21 protein-coding genes are annotated in these 20,189 nt (G+C 48.6%); 18 read left to right on the top strand and 3 right to left on the bottom strand.

Annotation, left to right across the window (positions count from 1 at the left end; translation table 11 throughout):
* The first annotated feature begins 28 nt into the window (after positions 1-28).
* Both WFI24_RS17780 and nikE read left to right on the top strand, forming a co-directional pair.
* Positions 29-835, top strand: a complete 807-nt coding sequence (locus tag WFI24_RS17780) for an ABC transporter ATP-binding protein (protein ID WP_336762883.1) — start codon at positions 29-31, stop codon at positions 833-835.
* Positions 836-993: 158 nt separating this feature from the next.
* Positions 994-1,794, top strand: a complete 801-nt coding sequence (nikE, locus tag WFI24_RS17775; protein WP_336762882.1) for a nickel import ATP-binding protein NikE — start codon at positions 994-996, stop codon at positions 1,792-1,794.
* A gap of 117 nt (positions 1,795-1,911) precedes the next feature.
* Here the strand turns inward: nikE and WFI24_RS17770 are convergent, their stop codons facing one another.
* On the bottom strand, positions 1,912-2,490 hold the full coding sequence (locus WFI24_RS17770; protein WP_336762880.1) for an NAD(P)H-dependent oxidoreductase: 579 nt from the start codon (positions 2,488-2,490) through the stop codon (positions 1,912-1,914).
* A gap of 411 nt (positions 2,491-2,901) precedes the next feature.
* Entirely contained in the window at positions 2,902-3,492 is a 591-nt protein-coding gene (locus tag WFI24_RS17765) for a TetR/AcrR family transcriptional regulator (RefSeq protein WP_336762879.1), read from the bottom strand.
* Between the two features lie 160 nt (positions 3,493-3,652).
* On the opposite strand from WFI24_RS17765, the gene WFI24_RS17760 reads away from it, so the two are divergent.
* The 10 genes from WFI24_RS17760 (at position 3,653) to WFI24_RS17715 (ending at position 12,561) form a co-directional block, all read left to right on the top strand.
* A complete protein-coding gene (locus WFI24_RS17760; RefSeq protein ID WP_336762877.1) occupies positions 3,653-4,636 on the top strand; it encodes a phosphotransferase family protein in 984 nt (327 codons plus the stop codon).
* A gap of 18 nt (positions 4,637-4,654) precedes the next feature.
* Positions 4,655-5,653 carry a glycosyltransferase gene (locus tag WFI24_RS17755; protein WP_336762875.1) on the top strand — a complete coding sequence of 333 codons (999 nt, stop codon included), beginning with the start codon at positions 4,655-4,657 and terminating at the stop codon, positions 5,651-5,653.
* 53 nt (positions 5,654-5,706) lie between these two features.
* Entirely contained in the window at positions 5,707-5,991 is a 285-nt protein-coding gene (locus tag WFI24_RS17750; RefSeq protein ID WP_145324767.1) for a YesK family protein, read from the top strand.
* A gap of 111 nt (positions 5,992-6,102) precedes the next feature.
* Positions 6,103-6,264: a hypothetical protein gene (locus tag WFI24_RS17745; RefSeq protein WP_017691697.1), complete on the top strand. Its 162-nt coding sequence runs from the start codon at positions 6,103-6,105 to the stop codon at positions 6,262-6,264.
* 98 nt (positions 6,265-6,362) lie between these two features.
* Complete coding sequence (gene abc-f / locus WFI24_RS17740) at positions 6,363-8,438, top strand: ribosomal protection-like ABC-F family protein (RefSeq protein ID WP_336762871.1); 2,076 nt, start codon at positions 6,363-6,365, stop codon at positions 8,436-8,438.
* Between the two features lie 451 nt (positions 8,439-8,889).
* The gene (locus tag WFI24_RS17735; RefSeq protein WP_336762869.1) at positions 8,890-9,312 is read left to right on the top strand and encodes a hypothetical protein; all 423 of its coding nucleotides are present in this window, start codon (positions 8,890-8,892) and stop codon (positions 9,310-9,312) included.
* The gene (locus WFI24_RS17730; protein ID WP_036671603.1) at positions 9,312-9,596 is read left to right on the top strand and encodes a hypothetical protein; all 285 of its coding nucleotides are present in this window, start codon (positions 9,312-9,314) and stop codon (positions 9,594-9,596) included. The genes WFI24_RS17735 and WFI24_RS17730 overlap by 1 nt, the downstream gene beginning before the upstream one ends.
* 4 nt (positions 9,597-9,600) lie before the next feature.
* Positions 9,601-10,980, top strand: a complete 1,380-nt coding sequence (locus tag WFI24_RS17725) for a glutathionylspermidine synthase family protein (RefSeq protein WP_336762864.1) — start codon at positions 9,601-9,603, stop codon at positions 10,978-10,980.
* Positions 10,962-11,366 carry a DUF350 domain-containing protein gene (locus WFI24_RS17720; RefSeq protein WP_145324763.1) on the top strand — a complete coding sequence of 135 codons (405 nt, stop codon included), beginning with the start codon at positions 10,962-10,964 and terminating at the stop codon, positions 11,364-11,366. The genes WFI24_RS17725 and WFI24_RS17720 overlap by 19 nt, the downstream gene beginning before the upstream one ends.
* Before the next feature lie 247 nt (positions 11,367-11,613).
* Positions 11,614-12,561, top strand: coding sequence for a nucleoside hydrolase (locus WFI24_RS17715; RefSeq protein WP_336762862.1), 948 nt, complete (start codon positions 11,614-11,616; stop codon positions 12,559-12,561).
* A gap of 75 nt (positions 12,562-12,636) precedes the next feature.
* Here the strand turns inward: WFI24_RS17715 and WFI24_RS17710 are convergent, their stop codons facing one another.
* Positions 12,637-13,116 carry a heme-degrading domain-containing protein gene (locus tag WFI24_RS17710; protein WP_336762860.1) on the bottom strand — a complete coding sequence of 160 codons (480 nt, stop codon included), beginning with the start codon at positions 13,114-13,116 and terminating at the stop codon, positions 12,637-12,639.
* 228 nt (positions 13,117-13,344) lie between these two features.
* Here WFI24_RS17710 and lspA point away from each other — a divergent pair, with 228 nt between their 5' ends.
* The 6 genes from lspA to WFI24_RS17680 all read left to right on the top strand — a co-directional run bounded on the left by lspA (position 13,345) and on the right by WFI24_RS17680 (position 20,148).
* On the top strand, positions 13,345-13,836 hold the full coding sequence (gene lspA, locus WFI24_RS17705; protein WP_336762858.1) for a signal peptidase II: 492 nt from the start codon (positions 13,345-13,347) through the stop codon (positions 13,834-13,836).
* Between the two features lie 529 nt (positions 13,837-14,365).
* Complete coding sequence (locus WFI24_RS17700) at positions 14,366-15,556, top strand: ABC transporter substrate-binding protein (RefSeq protein WP_442956237.1); 1,191 nt, start codon at positions 14,366-14,368, stop codon at positions 15,554-15,556.
* Positions 15,557-15,580: 24 nt separating this feature from the next.
* Positions 15,581-16,447: a carbohydrate ABC transporter permease gene (locus WFI24_RS17695; protein ID WP_336762854.1), complete on the top strand. Its 867-nt coding sequence runs from the start codon at positions 15,581-15,583 to the stop codon at positions 16,445-16,447.
* Positions 16,447-17,274: a carbohydrate ABC transporter permease gene (locus WFI24_RS17690; protein WP_336762852.1), complete on the top strand. Its 828-nt coding sequence runs from the start codon at positions 16,447-16,449 to the stop codon at positions 17,272-17,274. The genes WFI24_RS17695 and WFI24_RS17690 overlap by 1 nt, the downstream gene beginning before the upstream one ends.
* Before the next feature lie 335 nt (positions 17,275-17,609).
* Complete coding sequence (locus WFI24_RS17685; RefSeq protein WP_336762850.1) at positions 17,610-19,370, top strand: cache domain-containing sensor histidine kinase; 1,761 nt, start codon at positions 17,610-17,612, stop codon at positions 19,368-19,370.
* Complete coding sequence (locus WFI24_RS17680; protein WP_336762848.1) at positions 19,360-20,148, top strand: response regulator transcription factor; 789 nt, start codon at positions 19,360-19,362, stop codon at positions 20,146-20,148. The genes WFI24_RS17685 and WFI24_RS17680 overlap by 11 nt, the downstream gene beginning before the upstream one ends.
* Positions 20,149-20,189: the final 41 nt, after the last annotated feature.

Genomic DNA, 20,189 nt, shown 5'->3' with positions numbered 1-20,189 from the left:
CCGAAGGCATATGGAGGTGAACGTAACGATGGATGATGCAGCGAAGGTACTCGAAGTTCGTGGTCTGCAAGTGAATCTAAGAACAGCGGAGGGTTCAGTCCCGTTACTGGAGCCCATTGATTTCGAATTGAAAAAAGGTCGTGTCTTCGGTCTGGTCGGTGAGAGTGGCAGCGGCAAGACCGTTACGTGTAACGCGTTGCTCCATCTGCTTGATCCGCGCAGGATGGAAGTGTCGGGCAGCATCCGCCTGAATGGGCGTGAGCTGGGTTCCTTGTCAGGCGAGGAGATGCGGCGCATCCGCGGCAAGGACATCGGATTTATTATGCAGAACCCGATGAATGCTTTTACACCCGTATATACGATCGGATCTCAATTCATTGAAACATTGCGTACGCATTCGGGAATATCCAAAGCAGCGGCCCGAGAGCGGGCTATTGCTGCCTTGGCAGATATGAACTTGCCCGAACCAGCTAAACTGATGAAGCGATATCCATATCAACTGAGTGGAGGCATGTTGCAGCGGGTGATGATCGCCATATCGATGTGTCTGCGACCAGCCTTGGTTATTGCTGATGAACCAACGACGGCACTGGATGTCGTGAATCAGTTGAAGGTGCTTCAGGAATTGGATCGGCTACGTACGGAATATGGCACATCCATCTTGCTCATCTCCCACGATCTGGGCGTGATCTCGCAAATGGCGGATGAAGTCGCGGTTATGCAGAAGGGACGAATTGTAGAGCAGGCGGATGTGTATCAACTGTTTGATCACCCGCAGCATGAGTATACCCGGATGTTGTTAAGTGCCAGGCCCGGTATGTCTTTGAGACGATAGCGACTAATAAAGAATGGAATCGTTAGTGAATGTAAGTGTAGAACTGGTGTGAGCTCTGTTTGAAGCGGGTAGCGCAGGGGTAGGATGGACATGATGATGTGTAATTTCAGCTTCTTCGGAGATTGCTTCTGCCAAGTACAAAAGAGGAGGATGACCTGATGCTTCAGGTACGTGAAGTAAGCCATAGCTATGGCAAACGCAACTGGCTGGATCGTTCGGGAGCGCGTCCTCCTGTGCTGGAAGACATTTCACTTACGATTGAAAAGGGTGTTTGTCTGGGACTGCTGGGTACGAGTGGAGCAGGTAAAAGTACTTTGGGCAAAATTATTCTTGGTCTGGAGAAGCCCAGCCAGGGTCAGATTTTGTTTCAGGGTCAGGATATCTACCGATCCAGCAAACCCGTGCTTAAGGGATTACGACGTGATCTGCAAGTCGTGTTCCAGGACTGTTATTCGGCTGTGAATCCGCTTATGACTGCCGCACAGATCATCGGTGAGCCGCTGGATAATTACGAGCAATTGTCGGCAAAAGAACAACTGCGTGTGGTAGGACAACTCCTTGAACAGGTTGGACTTACACCTGAGGATGCAAACAAGCTTCCGCATCAGTTCAGCGGTGGTCAATTACAGCGAGTTAACATTGCACGAGCTATCGCGCTCAAGCCGAAATTAATCGTGCTGGACGAATCGATCAGCAGCTTGGATATGGTGCACCAGACGCAAATTTTATCTCTATTGGCTGAGCTAAGAGCGTCCTACGGGTTGTCTTACCTTTTTATCACACATGACATTCGGGCCGCCATGACGATCTGCGATAGTATTGCCGTAATGGATCAGGGCAGGATTGTCTATAGCGGTGATACGGGGGATTCGGTAATGCAGTCGGATCATCCGGCTGTGCAGCAACTGGTATCGTCCATTTTGCCTGAGCATCCATCAGGTCGTATTTCGTTTGGGTAAATAATGTGTGCAAGGTTCGTAGACTATAACGAACGCAAAAAAAGGGGTGTCCCGTCTTGAACATGACGTAGGGACATCCCTTTTTTTGTTTTGTTTAGGATTAGGCAACTTTCTGTCTTACCCCATCTTCCGCCCAAGCTGTTCAATCTTATCGAGCCAATTCTTTCTCTGTTCATCCGACTTCTTCCCAACTTGATCTACAGTTGTTATCCGCACAAGTTTGATGCCGGTGAGTCCAAATGTGGAGATTTTCATCATTTTATGTGCAGGCTCACCTTGGAACCATTTGAAGTACCAGCTCGGACCATCCATCGTGGTGATCATGCGGGCGGTGCGGCCTTTGAGCAGCTGATCCGGGAAAGGTTTTCCTTTTTGATACTTGAAGGCGTAACCTGGCATGAAGATTCGGTCAATGAAACCTTTCAGTAGGGCAGGCGGTCCTCCCCACCAGATTGGGAATACCCATACGAGATGCTCGGCCCACTTGATCGCTTCTTGGGCTTGTAGCAAATCTGGCTCAAGTGGAAGTTTATTACGATATCCTCCCTGCAGATTCATATTAAACGCCAACTCGTTCAGGGTGATCATGCGGACGTCGGCACCAGCCTGCACCGCACCTTTGCGGTACGCCTCGGCGATTGCGCCATTGTAACTCGGTGAGACGGGATTGCCTTGAATAATTAATATTTTCTTCATCGAAGATGACACGTCCTGACTGTTTTAGTTAATGAACACTAACCTCATGTGCAAAAAGAAAAGGTCACGTATGACCCGATAATTCTTCTGTATATCCTGATGGTATGCTGACGATTCTCTTTTAGAAGTTGTTCAAAAAGTCCGCTTTTGATTACGAATCATGCCTAGCGGCATCATCAGCATCGAATATGGGATTCAGCCGAAATAAGCGGATGCTTACGAAGGTTGTTTCCTTCGGAAACAATGTAGTTGCTCACGTCGTTTTCCCTACGCTCCGCTACTCCATTTCTATCTTCATCCCATCTTCTCGGTACTGAAAACCAGACTTTCTGAACACGCACTTATATTAACGTGCAGCTCTGAACCTTTTTTGATGTTCTGCGAGGTCAGAATGGCTACCACTCTCCCTCGCTACTCTTGGGGTACCTGCCCCAACATTGATGCAAGTCGGTGAACCGTTTCCCCAGTATAAGGTACCAGCAACTCCGGCAGTTCACCTTGCATACTGGAGACCGCCATGCGTGTAATTGCACCGATAATCAGCACGGCAGTGAGCCTCGAATCCTGCTGAGGAAGCTCACCTCGCATGATTCCCTGATCGATCAGATCCATTAACGCATCCAATGGCTGACGGTAATCCTCGCTGCTTCCAGCCTCAATGAATATTTCATGATTCTGTGAAATCAGCAGCAGTCCGTAGGGATCTTCATCATGCAGATGGAGAACCTCGGTAACCAGTTGCTTGAAGCGTTCCAGTACGGGACCTTCCCGGCGAACATACCCGTCAATCAATGCAGTATAGTCGACACAATATTGAGTGAAGGCTTCCAGGGCAACGGCATCTTTGTTTTTAAAATGTTTGTAGATCGCCGCGTCGGTTACTCCGGCGGCGTCACCGATCTCTTTGACGGATATGCCGTCAACGCCTTTGGTTGCGAACAAGCGCATCGCCGCTTGTAGGATATCTTTCTTTTTGCTATCCACATGAGATTTGTTCTTCATGATTGTATAGTAAGTGATTACTAACTAAAATGCAATAAGCAATTTTGAAACTCTGAATTGAGACACTGAATAAGCGCTTACGAACAAAGCTTGCAGGGTTGTGAACGGCAACGTATGATGAATAGAAATCTTAATCGGAGCAGCAGGGAGAACGAAACGGATGGTGGATAGCGTGAAAGAAGAGTTGGATGCATACAGCTGGGTGACGCCCGAAGGAATGCTGAATGATCACTATATAACAAGCCGCGAACAGTTGTATAAAGGAATGAACGGACGATATGTGGAGCGATTCACTATTCCTACCGGTGGAAGTTATATTTTCAAACCGCTGACGAATCCTGCACAGCATGGACGGGAACGATGGATGTACGAGTGTGTGATGTCTGTTCTACCGCCGTTCTATCCGCAGCTTATTGCTGCGTCTGACCTTACCATTGCACCAGCACAGAGCTGGATGATCTACGAGGATCTAGGGCAGCTTGTGCATGATTCGCAAGAAGCGACGATGCTCGGCGCAGCGGCACATATGGCAGCGTGGCATGCATTGCCTGTTACGGATTGGAGCGAGCTGCCTCGCGTGGGCCAGAAACCGTCCATTCGCACGATGTTGGATGAGTTGCAAATGCAGGAGCAATCTACCGTTGATCTGTTGGCCAGACTGGACATGCAGCTGTCCGCATCGGATTGGGACAAGATCGCCAGGTTGATCCTTACAGCTGAGGAGCAACTTCCAACCGTACTGTGTCACGGAGACCTGCATCCAGGTAACATGGCGGAAGTGGACAGCAGGCTGGTCATCTTGGACTGGGAGCATGCCCATCTGAATACGCCGCTGTGGGATGTATACCATCTGGTGGATCTCTCGCATCCGCTGTTCCCCAGAACGGTTACGTCTGCCCTGCGAGAGCGGGTTATGGATGTTTATTTGGACAAACTGGGGAGCTTGGGCGTACAGATTGAACGGGTTCTTTTTGCAGGATGGTACGATGCCTATGCTATTGTATTTTCGCTCTGGATGCTGCGTTTGATTGACGGTGATCTGAGGAGTGAGGAATGTGTGTGGCCGAAGGAGCAGCTGCGAAGCCAGTGGCACGAGACGGCAGCGACGTTGGAACAGTGCATGAAGCACATGCGTGAGGAATAGAAATGAGGGGTGAGAAGCTTGCGTAAAGTCGGACTTGTTATGCGTAAAATTCAATTTACAGAAGCTCAGGGGCCACGCGTATTTGCGGATCGGCTGAAGCAGATTGGTCTGGAGCTGGGCGTGGATATTGTGTTCATCTCGCCGGAGCGTCATGTCAGCGGATACGACTGGTTGCCGGGTTATGAGCATGAGAAAGGTGACCTGGTGAATTACGATATCGTGCTGGACCAGATTCTTAGCCAAAATATAGAGCATGTCATCTACACCGTATCCGGGTTTACGTTTTTGAAGATGTTCTTACCGAAAAGCGTATTGTTCCCGCACAGTTTTCCCGATCCCGCGCTGACGGGATATGAGATGATGAAGCCATTCTATACGATGGTGGATAAAGCCATTGTACAGACGGAGTTTTTGAAAACAGAGCTGGGTCGCAATTTCGGTGTACATGACGTGAACGTCATCCCGATTGGTTTTAGCGAAGAGCTGGCGAACCGGCACTATGACCCGAGTCAGGTTGTGCATAATCGGGTGCTCTGGATCGGTCGGGATGAGGCGAACCGTCGCCCTGATCTAGTCCTGGAATATGCCCGGCAGAACCCGGACAAGGAAGTGTATATGGTGTTCGGCGGTGTGCGCTATCAGGAAAGCATGAAGAAGTACGACATTCCTGCCAATGTGAAGCTGAAGTTTGCGCTCACCCAGGATGAGATATTTACGTTGATGAACTCATCCAAGGTGTATTGGAACTGTTCGGCCTTTGATACGTTTGGGATGCCGCTGACGGAAGCGATGGCGATGGGCAAAATGGTCGTGAAACCGGAGCACGCGTGTTACGGACACATTCGATCCACGCATGCCTTTGCAGGCAATGAGGACAATTGGTTTGAACTGGTGAACATGGCTGCGGCAGCACCGCGCAGTGTGTCAGAAGACAACCGGGAGTATGCGTTTGGTGCTTTTTCGCGGACGAAGATGAAAGAAGGATACCGGAACTTTTTCTCGGATTGGTTGAAGTAAAGGCAAGTCTGTAACAAAGGGCTTGATCCATCCAGCAACAGGAGGGGAACCTTATGGAAGTACTGATCATGTGGACATTGGGAATGTGGGCGGTGCAGCTGCTGATTGAATGGCTTATCTATCGGTTGCAAGGACGGCGAATGACGTGGGTTCAATATATATTGCCATGTGTGGCCTTGCTTGGCGGTGCCGTTGTAATCATGATCAGCATCAATATTGGCGGATGGAATGGCATCGGATATGCTCTGCTCGGTGTGTCACTCGGTACCGCGGGAATGTTAACACTCATTACGGTGGCGATCAGGGATGTGGTGCTTCGGCGACGGGGCAGGAATTAATCAGAGCAGTAGCTACTGTACAGTACGGATGAATTGGGCGATGGGATGGTTGCAGGAACGCATCCGTCTGTGATATATTGACATTAATTATGACAAGGGAGGTGAAGACAGGTGAATCACGAGATGCTTAACAACCGTATTAGCCAGCTGCCGATTGCTATGGCTGGCATTGTTCATACTTTTCTGACCAACGGGAGAAGTCTGTCCAATTTTGAATATACGGAAGTTAACATTTGCGAGAAGATGCCTGCCTTGACCTCATTCGGACGATAAGCGATATTGCTTGAATTCTGAAGGGCCGCGGAGCTAACCTCCTGCGGCTCTTTTTGTGTTGCGGTCAGGATCTTCCAACCTATAGGAGGAACCTTATTATGATGATGATTAGCGTGCAACAACTGACTCAATACCACGGAGCACATCTGGTGCTGGACGGCATTACGTTTGAAATTATGGAAGGTGATAAAGTCGCCCTGATCGGCCGCAACGGAAGCGGCAAGACAACACTTATGCGCCTGATGGCAAGGCTGAACAAGCCGGACGAGGGTCAATTGATGATAAAGAAAGATACACGAGTGGGATATGTGGCCCAGGTTCCGGAAGGATTGGATGACCATACCGTACTGGATGTACTGAGTCTTGGATTCAAGGAGCTCATGGTATGTTCCACGCAAATGAAGGAAATGGAGCAGCAGATGTCCGATCCGGCATGCGCAACAGACCCTAATCAATTGGAGCGTCTGCTGAAACGCTACGCGGCGCTGCAAGAACAGTTCGAGCGTGAGGGTGGATACGAAATGGATGCCCGGATCGATCAGGTGGCGGACGGTTTGGATCTCGCAAAGGCACACTATGGTTGGCGCTTCGGTTCCTTGTCCGGTGGGGAGCAGACTCGGGTGGTGCTGGCTTCACAGCTAATCGTAAGACCCGATCTGTTATTACTGGATGAGCCGACAAACCATCTTGATCTGGAGCGGGTCGAGTGGTTGGAAGGATTTTTACGAGAATATCCCGGAACCATTGTCCTGATCTCGCATGATCGCTATTTTCTGGATCGAGTCGTGAATCGAACACTGGAGCTGGAGGATGGAGAAGCAGAAACATCTGCTGGTGGTTATACGGAATATATGAAAGTGAAGGAACAACGGCTGTTGCAGCAATTCGAGGAGTTCAAAGAGCAGCAGAAGGTTATCAAAAAAATGAAAGAAACGATCCGCCAGCTGGAGGAGTGGGGCCGAGTTGGTGGGAATGAAAAGTTCTTCAGGCGGGCGGCTTCGATGCGTAAAGCAATCGAGCGGATGGAACAGGTGAAGCGTCCTGTGCTGGAGCGCCGCAATGCCGAGTTCGATGTACGGCCTACGGATCGAACGGGCAAACGGGTAGCGGTATTGGAACAGGTCGAGAAGAGCTATGGTGAACGTGAAATCCTGCGCGGGATCTCGGGTCTGCTGGAATATGGGGATAAAATTGCACTCATTGGCCGCAATGGTTCCGGCAAGACGACCCTGTTCAAGCTGTTGCTTGGTGACGAGCAGCCCAATGCTGGCAAGCTGGAGTGGGGGGCGCGTGTGGATGTCGGGTATCTGGCTCAACAGGAGGAACCCACGAATCCGAAGCTGAATGTACTTGAATACTTCCGTCTGGAAGCGGGTGTGGAGGAAGGCGAGGCTCGCGGGATTCTGGCCCGATATCTGTTCTATGGAGCGGATGTATTCCGCTCTGTCGGGCAATTATCTGGCGGGGAATGGACGCGCCTGCGGCTGGCTCTGCTGGTGCAACGCAAACCCAATGTACTGCTGCTCGATGAGCCGACCAACCATCTGGATATCGCATCCAGAGAAGCGCTGGAAGAGTCCTTGGTTGATTTTGAAGGAACCGTACTTGCCATTTCGCATGATCGATATTTCGTCAATCGCCTCGCTTCCCGTGTCTGGGAACTGGAGGACGGACAGATGACCGCTTATCTGGGAGACTATGAGGCGTATCGTGAGAAGAAGCTTGATATGCAAGCTCGTGCAGCGGCGACAGGTCAAGTTACAGCAGGAGTTTCTTCTCGTGGGAATGCCAAGTCAGAGATGAAGTCAGGTTTAACGTCCGCGCCCGGCGGGACTGCCAGATCAGAGAAGATACCAGAAGCAACCTCGACATTGAACGGTTCCACTGTTACGGCTACCGATGGAAGTCGTGATCATGAAGCTTCTACAGGATCAAGCAAGGCGTTGACTCCTTCGGCAGCAACTGCATCGAATCATAGAAGTAGCAACGGCAATATACTGTCTGCGGAGAAGCTGGAGAAGACCCTGGCTCGTCTTGAGGCAGAGATTCAGGTGCTGGATCAACAGTTGGAAATGGTACAGAACAATCCGCTTGAACTGGAACAAATCTGGAATGACCGGGAGCAATTGTCCACTGAATACAATGATGTATTGGCCCAGTGGGCTGAGTTATAAGTCAGAATAGTATGAGCTTTAGAATGAGCAAGCGAGGTCGGAGAGTTTTCTCCGGCCTTTTTGCACCTGGGATACATACCAAACGCGGAATCTGCGTGCTAGCCAAGCAAGCGTTAAATCACGAATGTAGCATCATCGACGACGCCTCGAACAGTAGCTTTTTTACATGTCATGGTGAATAGAATCAATTTTATAACTCATTAAAAATGGAGTTTTGTAACTAGACATAGAAAAATTAAACCATTTTGATCTATGTCTAGCCTTGATTTGAAGCAGCTAAAGGTAATATGAAATTGATTCACTAGTGTAACTTTTTTCCTTCTGATGCGTTAAATACGTTTGTATGAATTGAAACGGCTCACCTAAGAGCTCGCAAAAAAGGGAGGTTATCGGTATCTATTATTCATTGACGTATCGGAGTTGGTCAGATGATCGACAGGCGGAGACAGGGGTGCTGGAACAGACTTCAGTCACGCGTGATGAACTATTCATGCGAAAACTGGTGGATGCTACCCTGATGAAAAACAAACTCTGGGCACATCTGTCCAATGAATGCCAGGATGGGCGGGAACATGCAGTATACGTGACGGCATATGACCAACAGATGCCGGACGAGTACGGTGCAGCCATTGCGGATGCTGCGCTGGCGATGTGCAAAATGTCTTCCATGTACAGCGCAGAGTATATGCTGTGGAATGGAAGTTCGTTTCAGGAGTTGGAGCTCACAACGTCATCCACCTATACGATGGAGCTTGCCGAGCAACTGCTGGATCATTACATGGTTCGCAGTGGCAAGACGTACGAGTTCCTGTATTCCGTGCTGGATGCGGATCGCAAGAAAGTATTGTTTTATATGAAAGAGGTGGATCTGTAATGAGTGACCAAGAGCGGGGGCAAGCATCCAAACCCGGATCAAAAGCGAAGCTGGTTGCTTTTTCCCTGATGCTGGCGGTTCCTGCCGTGTTATCCGGTTGTGGCAGCAACAATGATGAATGTGACCCGGAGTATGATACCGGATGTGAATATGATTCCAGCAGTGGGCACTATTACTACGGCGGGTCGTCGTATCGAAGCAACAAGGACAGCAACAGCTCTTATAGCAAATCCAAGTCCAAATCAAGCGGCTTCGGTAGCTTCTTCCGCAGTTCGGGAGGATAACCGGATGAGGCAAGTGGTTCAACTGCCGTTAAGTCACGAAGAGGTATTTCAGGGTGAAGCAGGCGAACAGATCCCATATCATCGAATGTACGGGAAGCAGTATTGTGTGCCTGCATTGACGGTCTATTCTCCCTTGGAGATGCAGGAGCTGCGTGCGGCAGCGGAGGCGGTAGACGGCATTTACTGTAAAGTGATGCGATTTATCCAGCAATATATGCCGGATTCTTTTTTAGAGCATCAGCTCGGTATCCATCCGGGGCTTATTCCGACGGCACGTATGGAGATGGTGACTGGAGGCATTACCCGTCAGGATTGGATTATTGGAGATGCTGGGCCGAAGTGTATTGAAAATAATACGGACACCCCTACGGGTATACCGGAGGCTGCTGCCCTGGAAGATATCCTGGTTGGTCTTACTGAGGATACTGCGTTCACTGCGCCATCTGCCGAGATGGATACACGTATTCGGGCGTGTTTCAGGATATGGCTCGAATTCTATGCAAACCAAGGATTGCAGGGTCCGGTGACGTTTACTTCTTTTGGTGAACATGTCGAAGATCGAACGAATACGGAATACCTGATGAGACGCTGTCAGGAAGCCGGATACGATGTCTTCTATGCCCCATTGGAGGAACTGGAGATTGTTCCTGGGGAGGCGCTTTACCATCAGGGTCGGGAGATCAACCTGCTATACCGTCTCTATCCGCTGGAGTATCTAATCGATGATCGGGATGAGACGACAGGCGTGGAGATTGGTGCTGCGCTGCTTGATCTTGTACGGGAAGGACGACTAGGCCTGATGAATCCGGTTCAGCATGTACTGATGCAGAGCAAAGGCTTCATGGCGGCAATCTGGTCGCTCTACGAGCGTAACGAGCAAACCCCGGATTATTGCGGGTTTACCCTCTTTGATGAAGCAGAGATGGACGTTATTTCCCGATATCTGCTGCCTACCTATTTTTCGGCTGAGCCCTTCGAGCTGAACGCCATGCCATATGTAGCCAAAAGCTATTGGGGGCGCGAAGGCAGAGGAACTCTTTTGCTGGATGGAAGTGCAGTTCAGGAGGAAGAGTCAGCTCACGATTCAACCCTGAGGGTGAAAGACCAAGCCAAAGAGGATGAAGAGGAAATTACAGCTTATTACGAAAACCAACCCAAAATCTATCAGCAGCTGGTTCCGATGGAACAGGTTGTGATCGAGACGGAAGCTGGAGCGTACAGCGGCTATCTGCTTACAGGGGTGTTTGTTATCGGTGGGCGTTTGGCTGGGTTGCTACCACGGGTCGGGGAGAAAGTAACCGGAGATATGGCCTATTATTGTGCGGCTACGGTTCGTGAACGGATGAATGATGAGGAGGAGAAGGAATGGAGAACTTGGGATTGAACTTGCTGAATGTTGCGGTGGGTGTAGGCATTCTGCTGGTGGTATTGGTGTGTGGATATTTCGCTTTTAGCAAATTGACCCGGTATAACGATAGTGAAGAAATCGCCAAAGGTAACGAAGCGGCAGGCATGTATATGGGCAGCAAATTGCTGGGACTGTGTATTATCGTAGGCATGGTGTCTTTCTCGACGCATTCGTGGCTGGATATGCTGCTGTGGTCGGCACTTGGAATTATTGTGTTGTGCCTGGTCTATATTATATTTGATTTCCTGATTCCGAAAATGCGGGTGTGTGACGAAATTGCACGAGGCAATATGGCGGTAGCACAACTGCTGCGTTCGATTATCATCGGCGTTTCCATCGTCATCGGTACGTTTTTGATGTAAAATAAGACATAGGGATTAACGATAATTTAGAATGAATATAGTGTTTACACGTAAACGAAGAGGACAGAAAAAATCTGGAGAAGCGAAGCGTTCGCCTTTATCATCGGATTTTTACCTTTGAGAGAAGGTATATAAAAAAATCCGAGGGTAACAGCGATCATAAGATTGTTCTGTACGCAGAGTTATTAAGTGTAATGTTGTATTTTTGTTCTAAATGAATATCAAACGGAAGAAGGAGCGCGGCATCATGAGAAGAGTCATCATCGATACAGATACAGCAGGAGACGATACGATTGCGATCCTGACGGCATTGCACCACTTTCAGGTGGAAGGCATCACGATTACGGGCGGTAACGTACAATTCGACCAGGAAGTTGAAAATGCCTTGTACACGGTACAGGTTGCTGGACATGGCGGCAAGGTGCCTGTATATAAAGGTTGCGAGCGTCCGCTAATGGCCTACGGTAAGGCTCAGCACCGCACAGTGGAAGATGTGCATGGCGATGACGGCATGGGCGGCGCGCATTTCCCGAAGGCGGATCAACGTCCCGAGAGCGGGCACGCGGTTGATTTTATCATTGAGAAGGTGCATGCATATCCAGGTGAAATTGAACTTCTGGCGATTGCCCCGCTGACTAATATTGCGATGGCGATCCAGAAGGACCCAACCATTATTCCGCAGATTGCTCACCTGTACATCATGGGCGGAACCAATAATGCACTGGGCAATATCACACCGGCAGCGGAGTATAATTTCTACGTGGACCCGGAAGCAGCGAAAATTGTACTGCATGCCGGCATTCCGATTACGATGGTAGGCTGGGAGATGTGCACGCAATATTCAGTCATGGATGATGACGATCATGCAGAAATTGCAGCTCTCGGTACATCTGGTGCTGATTTCTTCACAGCCATTAACAAAGTGGTTATGCAGTTCAACAAGTCGGTACATAAACTGAATGGCACCACTCATCCCGATACATTGCTGATGGCTGTAGCTGCGGATGAATCCATCATGACCAAGTCAGGTCAATATTATGTGGATGTGGAAGCGGCAGGAGAGCTGACACGCGGATACAGTGTGGTCGATATCAACGGACGTTTTGGCAAAGAGCCCAATGTGCGTGTATGTGAGGCCATTGACCGGCCCAAATTCAAATCCATGCTGCTGGATGTTCTCTCAGCGATCCAATAAACGCAGTAATTAAACTGCAGGAACAAGAAAAAATCCGTGCCTTTTCCAGGTACGGATTTTTTTGCTCATTTTAATCTAACCTTGCTGCAACAAAAACGAACGGATGCCAGTCGTGACCAGATCATGGTCTTCCTCATCAGGCAAACCCGATATTGTAATGGTGCCGACCTGTCCCTCATTTTCCAGAATCAGCGGGAAAGCCCCTCCAGCCAGGACATAATCAGATGCAGGCAGATTGAAGTCTTGCTCAAGGGTCTGGCCCGCGTTTCTAAGGCGTAGGGCCGTATGCCAAGAGCTAGAGGAGAAATGATTGACTACATTGTTCTTGCGGCGAATCCAGTCTTCGTTGTCGGGATGAGTGCCTTCCATGGCGTGCAAAAAGAGGCGATGTCCCTTCAGGGTGATATCAATGGTTACGGCTTGTGAACGACGTTTCGCTTCCTCGACCAGATGCAGACCAAGTCTAAGTGCCATTTCAGAATCAAATGTGCTGAATACCAAGTCCTTTTCTTCCTGATGCATTTCCTTTAATTTCTCTGTCATGGTCAGGTTCAAATTACAGGCAGCCCCTTTACATATATGATTATTGATGTCTACATTCGACATGGATTGGTGTAGTCCCTTCTCGATGAAGTCTGAACGAGGTTAGTAGATTTTTTATGCAAGTTAAAGACCAGTTATTTGGAGACCATACATCGGCTGTGTTAAAGTGAAGGGAACCTAATATACAAAACTCTTAAAGTTAAAATAATTTGTCGTTCAGTAGGCAGGAGGAGAGGCACGATGCTGTTTTATTTTGTAGCACTGCTGGTAACTTTGGTGGATCAGGGAACCAAAATCGCAGTGAGGATGTATATGGAAGTCGGTGACGTGATGAGACTGGGTGACTCCGGCATGCAATTGCAGCATTACGAGAATAGCGGAATGGCTGGCAGTCTGTTTCAAGGGAATGCACGTCTCTTTGGCGTGATCGCTGTTTTGTTCATAGCAGGCATGCTGTATTACCGGAGTAAAGGTGAGATTCGCGGTTTCTGGATGCAAGCTGGTGCTGGTTTTATGGTTGGCGGGGCTTTGGGAAATGCGATCGATCGATTTATCTATGCCCGGGTAACGGATTTCCTCGTGTTTCCGTCAGGGCGGGGGATTCTGAATCTCGCCGATGTCGCGATTAATGTGGGTGTGGTCATGATCATTATTGGCATGTTGATTCGTGCATTTCAGAGTTATCGGGCCAAGCGTTTACGCAATGCTCTGCCGAAGGTTGAGCGTTCGTAATAGGTTGGATAAATACGTTACAGTGGCTAAATATAAGCTTAATAAATGAGGGACATTGGATATCATCCAGTGTCCTTTTTGTTATGCCCGATTCGGGTCATGGGAAGAACTGCCTTGATTCAATTCTACCGAAACCGTTTTAGAAATAATAAAGACTTATATCATCCATTCAGATTGAAGTTAGTTTTGGAAGGATTAACCAAATGGTTATTTCACCATCTGAATGGGTAAATTCTTACGTATATAAAGTGAAACTAAGATATACACGAACACGGAGAGTGCAGAACCAATCTGAAGAAGCGTAGCTAAAAGCTTTCTGAAAGAAAGCTGCTTCGAAAGCATACGCTAAAACCGGATTTTCCCTTTGAGGAAGGGAATCGAAAAAATCTGGGGATAACAACGATCGGAAGATGGTACTGCAATCGGAGTGACAGCGTGTAAATCACATTAGTTCAATTTATTAAGCTGAGGGAGGTACAACATGAGAACAACGCTTACCAAGGCTCTCGGGACAATGTTGCTGTGTGGAATGATGGCTGTACTTCTATCTTCCTGTACCAGTGGGGATAGTGCGAATGGCAAAGTGCAGATTGAATTTTTCCAGAACAAACCTGAAGCCAAAACAACCTTTGATGAATTGATAAAGACGTTCAACGCGGAGCATGACGATATTCAGGTGACACAGGTGAATCCGCCCGATGCAGAGACGGTATTGAAGACCCGTGTCGTCAAAAACGATATCCCGGATATTATGGCCATGGGGGCAACCGACACCTACTCCATTTTGGCTCAGAGTGATATTTTTACCAGTCTGACGGACAGTTCATTACTCCAGACGATTGATCCGAATTACATACAAATGCTGAAGGATCTCACAGGCATGGACGAAGTGACAGGTATTCCTTACGCGACTAATGCAAACGGCATCATGTACAACAAAACGCTGTTTAAGGAGATGGGATTGGACGTACCCAAGACGTGGGATGAACTCATTGCGACAGCCCAAAAGATCAAGGATGCAGGTGAGATTCCATTTTACTTCACATACAAGGATGACTGGCAGACGAGCCTGCCCTTCAATGCACTTGGCTCCAATCTGGTTGGTATTGATTTCTACCAAGAGCGGCGCGATAACAAAGTGACGTTCAAGGAGGAATACCGCGAGGTAGCTGAGAAGCAGCTGGAACTCATGAAGTACGGTCACGGCGATAACTTTGGTAAAGCCTATTCGGACGGTAACCGTGCTTTTGCTAACGGTGAAGCCTTCATGTACATCCAGGGAACCTGGGCCATCTCGGAGATTCGCAAAGCGAACCCGAATGTTGACATCGGTTTCTTCCCATTCCCTACGGGCAACGATGCAAGCGAGATCAAGCTGGTGAACGGGATCGACTCCCTGTTTACCATTGCGGCGGACACGCCTAATCGCGAGCAGGCAGAGACGTTTATTGCGTTTCTGTTAGATCCTGAAAATATCGGAAGATACATTGACGAACAGACGCTGTTCTCTGCGGTAGAAGGCGTGAAGCAGGATGATCCTGCCGTACAGGAATTGATGCCTTATATTGAGCAGGGCAAGGTCATTGACTTTGCCGATCACTATATTCCGGCTGCCGTGCAGCTGAATTCCATCGTACAGTCCTTTTTGCAGAACCAAAACATCGACAACTATCTAGATACACTCGACAAAGAATGGGACAAGGTCGCGAACCGGCGTTAAGCCTTGTCTGAAGGAGGATGGAATATGAACAAGCGTATCACACCTTATTACTGGATGACGGTTCCGGCGGTAGTATTGTTCTTCGTATTTATGACACTGCCGGCCCTCCAGGGCATCTATTATTCATTTACGAATTACAACGGATTCGGGAAAGAATATGATTTTGTTGGCTTCAAAAACTATTTCAACTTGTTCCAAGATGACAATGTAGGTAACGCCTACTGGTTTACGTTCAAGTTCGCGATCGTAGTGACGATCCTGACCAATATCCTGAGCCTGCTCATTGCACTTGGGCTGAATGCCAAGATCAAGTTCCGTAACTTTTTCCGCGGCATCTATTTCCTGCCCAATATTCTGAGTGTACTGATCGTAGGTTACATATTTAACTACCTGTTCTCCAACGTATTCCCGATCTGGGGACAAAATCTGGGCATCAATGCGCTATCCACCAACATTCTCGGTAGTGAGAGTCTGGCTTGGATCGGTATCGTCATTGTTGCAGTATGGCAATCGGTGGCCCTGAATACGATTCTGTATTTGGCTGGTCTGCAAACGATACCAACGACACTGTACGAGGCATCCAACCTCGACGGCGCAGGCAAATGGCGTGAATTCTGGAGTATTACTTTCCCGCTTATTGCCCCATTCTTCACCATTAATATGGTGCTGGCAATGAAAAACTCGCTTATGGTCTTCGACCAAATCGTAGCCTTAACCAACGGTGGTCCCGGACGGGCGACGCAGTCCATCTCCCATCTGATCTACACCGGCGGATTTGAAGGCGGCGAATATGCATATCAATCTGCGAACTCGGTTATTTACTTCATCGTTATTGCGGTGATTTCAATTCTGCAAATCCGGTTCCTGCAAAGAAGGGAGATGGATCTGTAATGAGAAGCCGTACACGAATCAATTGGCTCGTTATGCTGCTCGTTGTGCTGGGTACCCTGTTTATCCTGTTCCCATTGTATATGACCGTTACGATTGCTTTGAAAAATCCGGAACAGATGGCCCAATCGGTCTTTGCTATTCCGACCACACTTCACTGGGAGAATTTCGAGAGGGCCATCGACATGACGAACTTCTTCCAATCGTTCCGTAACAGTGCGATCGTTACCGCATCAACTGTGCTCTTGACGTTGCTCAGTAACTCGATGGTGGCCTATGCGATTGCGCGGAATATGGAGAAACGCAAGTTTTTCAAAGGGCTCTATTATTACTTCGTCAGCGCGATGTTCATTCCATTCCCAATCATCATGCTGCCGATTGTTAAGCTGACCGCATCGCTGGAAATGACGAATCTGGTAGGTCTGATCCTGCTGCACACGGTATATGGGCTGGCATTTAACGTATTTGTGTACGTTGGATACATCCGGTCCATTCCGGTAGCGCTGGAGGAAGCGGCGTTTGTGGATGGGGCGACAACCTGGGGCACGTTCTGGAAAATCATTTTCCCGCTCATGGCACCCATCAGTGCCACGGTCGGTATTCTGACTTGTCTGTCCACGTACAACGACTTCTTGCTGCCACTCATTATTATCAGTGATCCGGAACAGTACACGCTGCCGCTGGTACAGTATGTATTCCAAGGGCAGTTCAATACCGAGTTTAACCTTGCGTTTGCATCCTACCTGCTCGCGTTGCTGCCGATGATTATCATCTATCTGTTCGCACAGAAGTGGATCATCAACGGAGTTACACAAGGGTCCGTGAAATAACGGATAGATGTGAGAAAGAATAGAATAGATGCAAAAGATACAGATAAGAGAGGTGGACTTTAACAGTCCCCTCTCTTTTTTTTGATCATTGGCATTTAGCGTTCGAAAGCTTTTCAGGTGGATTGATTAACCTGTAAATTTATGCTATTTTTTAGTCGTTAGTTTAAACGGTAAACAAAGACTAAAAGAGAAGAAGATTGAGGTTCAATTTTGCAAGCGCTTTAACGAGTGAACTGAATACGTGGATGAATCCGGCATCGTTTGTACCCAGTCTTCAAGAGCACAGGCGTAGGTTGGCGGTTTCTTTTACATGCAGAGAGAGGAGAATGGGAAAGTTGCAGGGGAAAAAAGGACATTTTAACTCACTTCGCAATCAGATCTTCATTGGTTTCGTTATGGTGATGCTCATTGTTCTGCTGCTCGCAGGCATATCTGCCTATGACCGGGTGGCCGCTTTGCTAAAAAGCAATGCCGAGAAACATATTCATCAAACCGCAGTCCAAGCCAGTGGCAGAATGGATGCACTCATTGCACAGGTGAACTCCCTGACAGCCCAGGTGGCGGATGATTCATATGTACAGCGTCTGCTCAGCGATGAGAAGCAAGGCAAACCGGCCACCTTTAATCAGCGTCAAGCTCTCTTGCAGATTGCAGGTAGTTATCAATCTTTCATCAATGGCGCACAAAGTATGGAGATATACACTACGGGTTATAATCGCATCTTTCCGATGGATGACCGATCCCTCGATCTCAGGGTGGAGCGTAGCTGGATCACCCAAGCGGATGAAGGAAAAGGCAGACTGGTATGGGCAGGCTCTGATCCGGAAGATCCGGGAGTGCTTCTGGCGATTCGAAGGATTAATCTGCTGGATCATTCTTTCGAACATGGAGGTTATGTTGTGGTGCGGATGCAGCGGAGTTTTTTTCAACTCAATGATTCGAATGGGGCAGATGGTTCGCAGGACTCCATCATGCTCTTGGACGCAGAAGGGGAGGTGGTGACTTCTGATCCGAAGATTAATCTCGACCCAAAAGCCATACTGTACAGCGGATCTGTCGTCCAGAACGGAGAGCAATCCTATATCGTCGTTCGGCAAAAGTCTGAATTAACCGGATGGACACTTGCTGTCCTGACACCGCTGCGGGAGACAACGGAAGGTGTGTCCATCTTGAGGACAGCGCTGCTCGTTTCGGGAATGATAGGTGTTATTCTGTTCCTCATCATGTCGTTCTTTCTGTCCACGATGATTACACGTCCGTTAATCCGGCTAATGCGAGCCATGCGCGGTGCACAGCCGGGAGCGATGAAGCCCAATCTGATGGTCAGCTCTACGATGGAGATCAATGAACTCAACGAGGTTTATAATCAGATGGTCTACAGGCAGAACGAATTAACACGTGTGGTTCATGAGAAGGAAGTCATGCAGTCCCGGGCTGAATTAAAGGCATTGCAATCTCAGATTAACCCCCATTTTCTATTCAATACACTGGAAGCGTTCTATTGGTCCCTTGAGGAGAAGGGAGATGAGGAGATGGCACGTATGGTCGTAGCGATGTCCCGGTTGTTTCGCTACATTATCTCCAGTTCCCAGCAGGATGAATGGGTTACGATGGCCGATGAGCTGGAACACGCCGAGCGTTATCTTCGAATTATGCAGATGCGGTTGGGAGAAAGAATGCAATGGGAGATTCAGCTAAGCGATGCGGTGCGTAATGTCCACATCCCGAAACTGCTCATACAGCCTTTGGTCGAAAATGCGATTCTTCATGGGATTGAAAGTAAACTGGGCCCGGGAAAGATAATCGTCCATGTGGCTTCGACCGAGGAGAATCTGGTTCGCATTGAGGTTCGGGATGATGGTCCCGGGATGGATGAATCCCGGCTTCAATCTGTCATTCATGCCTTACATGGCGGTCCCGCTGTATCCAATAAGGGTACAGGCGTAGGTCTGATCAACGTACATCGGCGGCTGAAGCTTTATTTTGGCAGCCAACTCGGCGAACGTTGCAAGCTTTCCATTACGAGCAAGGTTGGGGAAGGGACCGTCATTTGCTTTGAGATTCCCAAGGGAACGGAGGGTGCATATGATTCATGACAAAACGATTCTTGTCGTTGATGATGAGCCGCGTACAAGAGAGGGTATTCGCAAAACACTGGAAGGATGGTCGGCAGGACGAAATCACATTCAGACTGCAGAAAGTGGCGTCGAGGCCGTGGAATGGCTCAAGAAAAAACCGGCAGATCTGTTAATAACGGATGTTCGCATGCCGGAATTCTCTGGCTTGTCTCTGATTGAAGCCATTCAGCATTTTTCGAACAAGCCTGTTGTCCTGATTATGTCGGGGCATGCCGATTTTCAGTACGCCCAGCAGGCTATTAAGCTGGGGGTCGTGGAGTATATGTTGAAACCCATTGATAAGGAACAGTTGCTTCAGACCGTCGAGAAAGCCCTAAAGTTCAGCGAACAACAGCGACGCATTCAAACAATGCAGGAAATGGTTGACCCCAAGCTTCTGGATGCCAAGGAGCGCGGGGAACAGAGGCTCAATAGCCCGATCAGTGAAGCTTTGGCTTATGTGGAGACTCATCTGGGTGAACATGTGACCATGCGTGAGATTGCTGATTTACTCCATCTAAACTCCAGTTACTTCAGCGTATTGTTCAAGGAGCAGATCGGAATCAATTTCAGTGAATATCTTACCCGCAAACGCATTCAGCGTGCCAAGGAGTTGCTTGTGCAGACGACTATGCCGATCTCGGAGATTGCGGAACAGGTCGGTTATCAGACGGATAAGTATTTTATCAAGGTATTTAAAAGTCTGGAGGGGCTTAGCCCAAGCAAATATCGTCACTCCCTCAATAATACAAGGTAACAATTACCTCAAAAAAGTGGAGTTTTTCCAAATCGTCCTAG

The organism is Paenibacillus sp. USHLN196 (assembly GCF_037144955.1).
GTDB lineage: Bacteria > Bacillota > Bacilli > Paenibacillales > Paenibacillaceae > Paenibacillus > Paenibacillus xylanexedens_C.
This window is presented reverse-complemented; position numbering and strand designations above follow the sequence as displayed.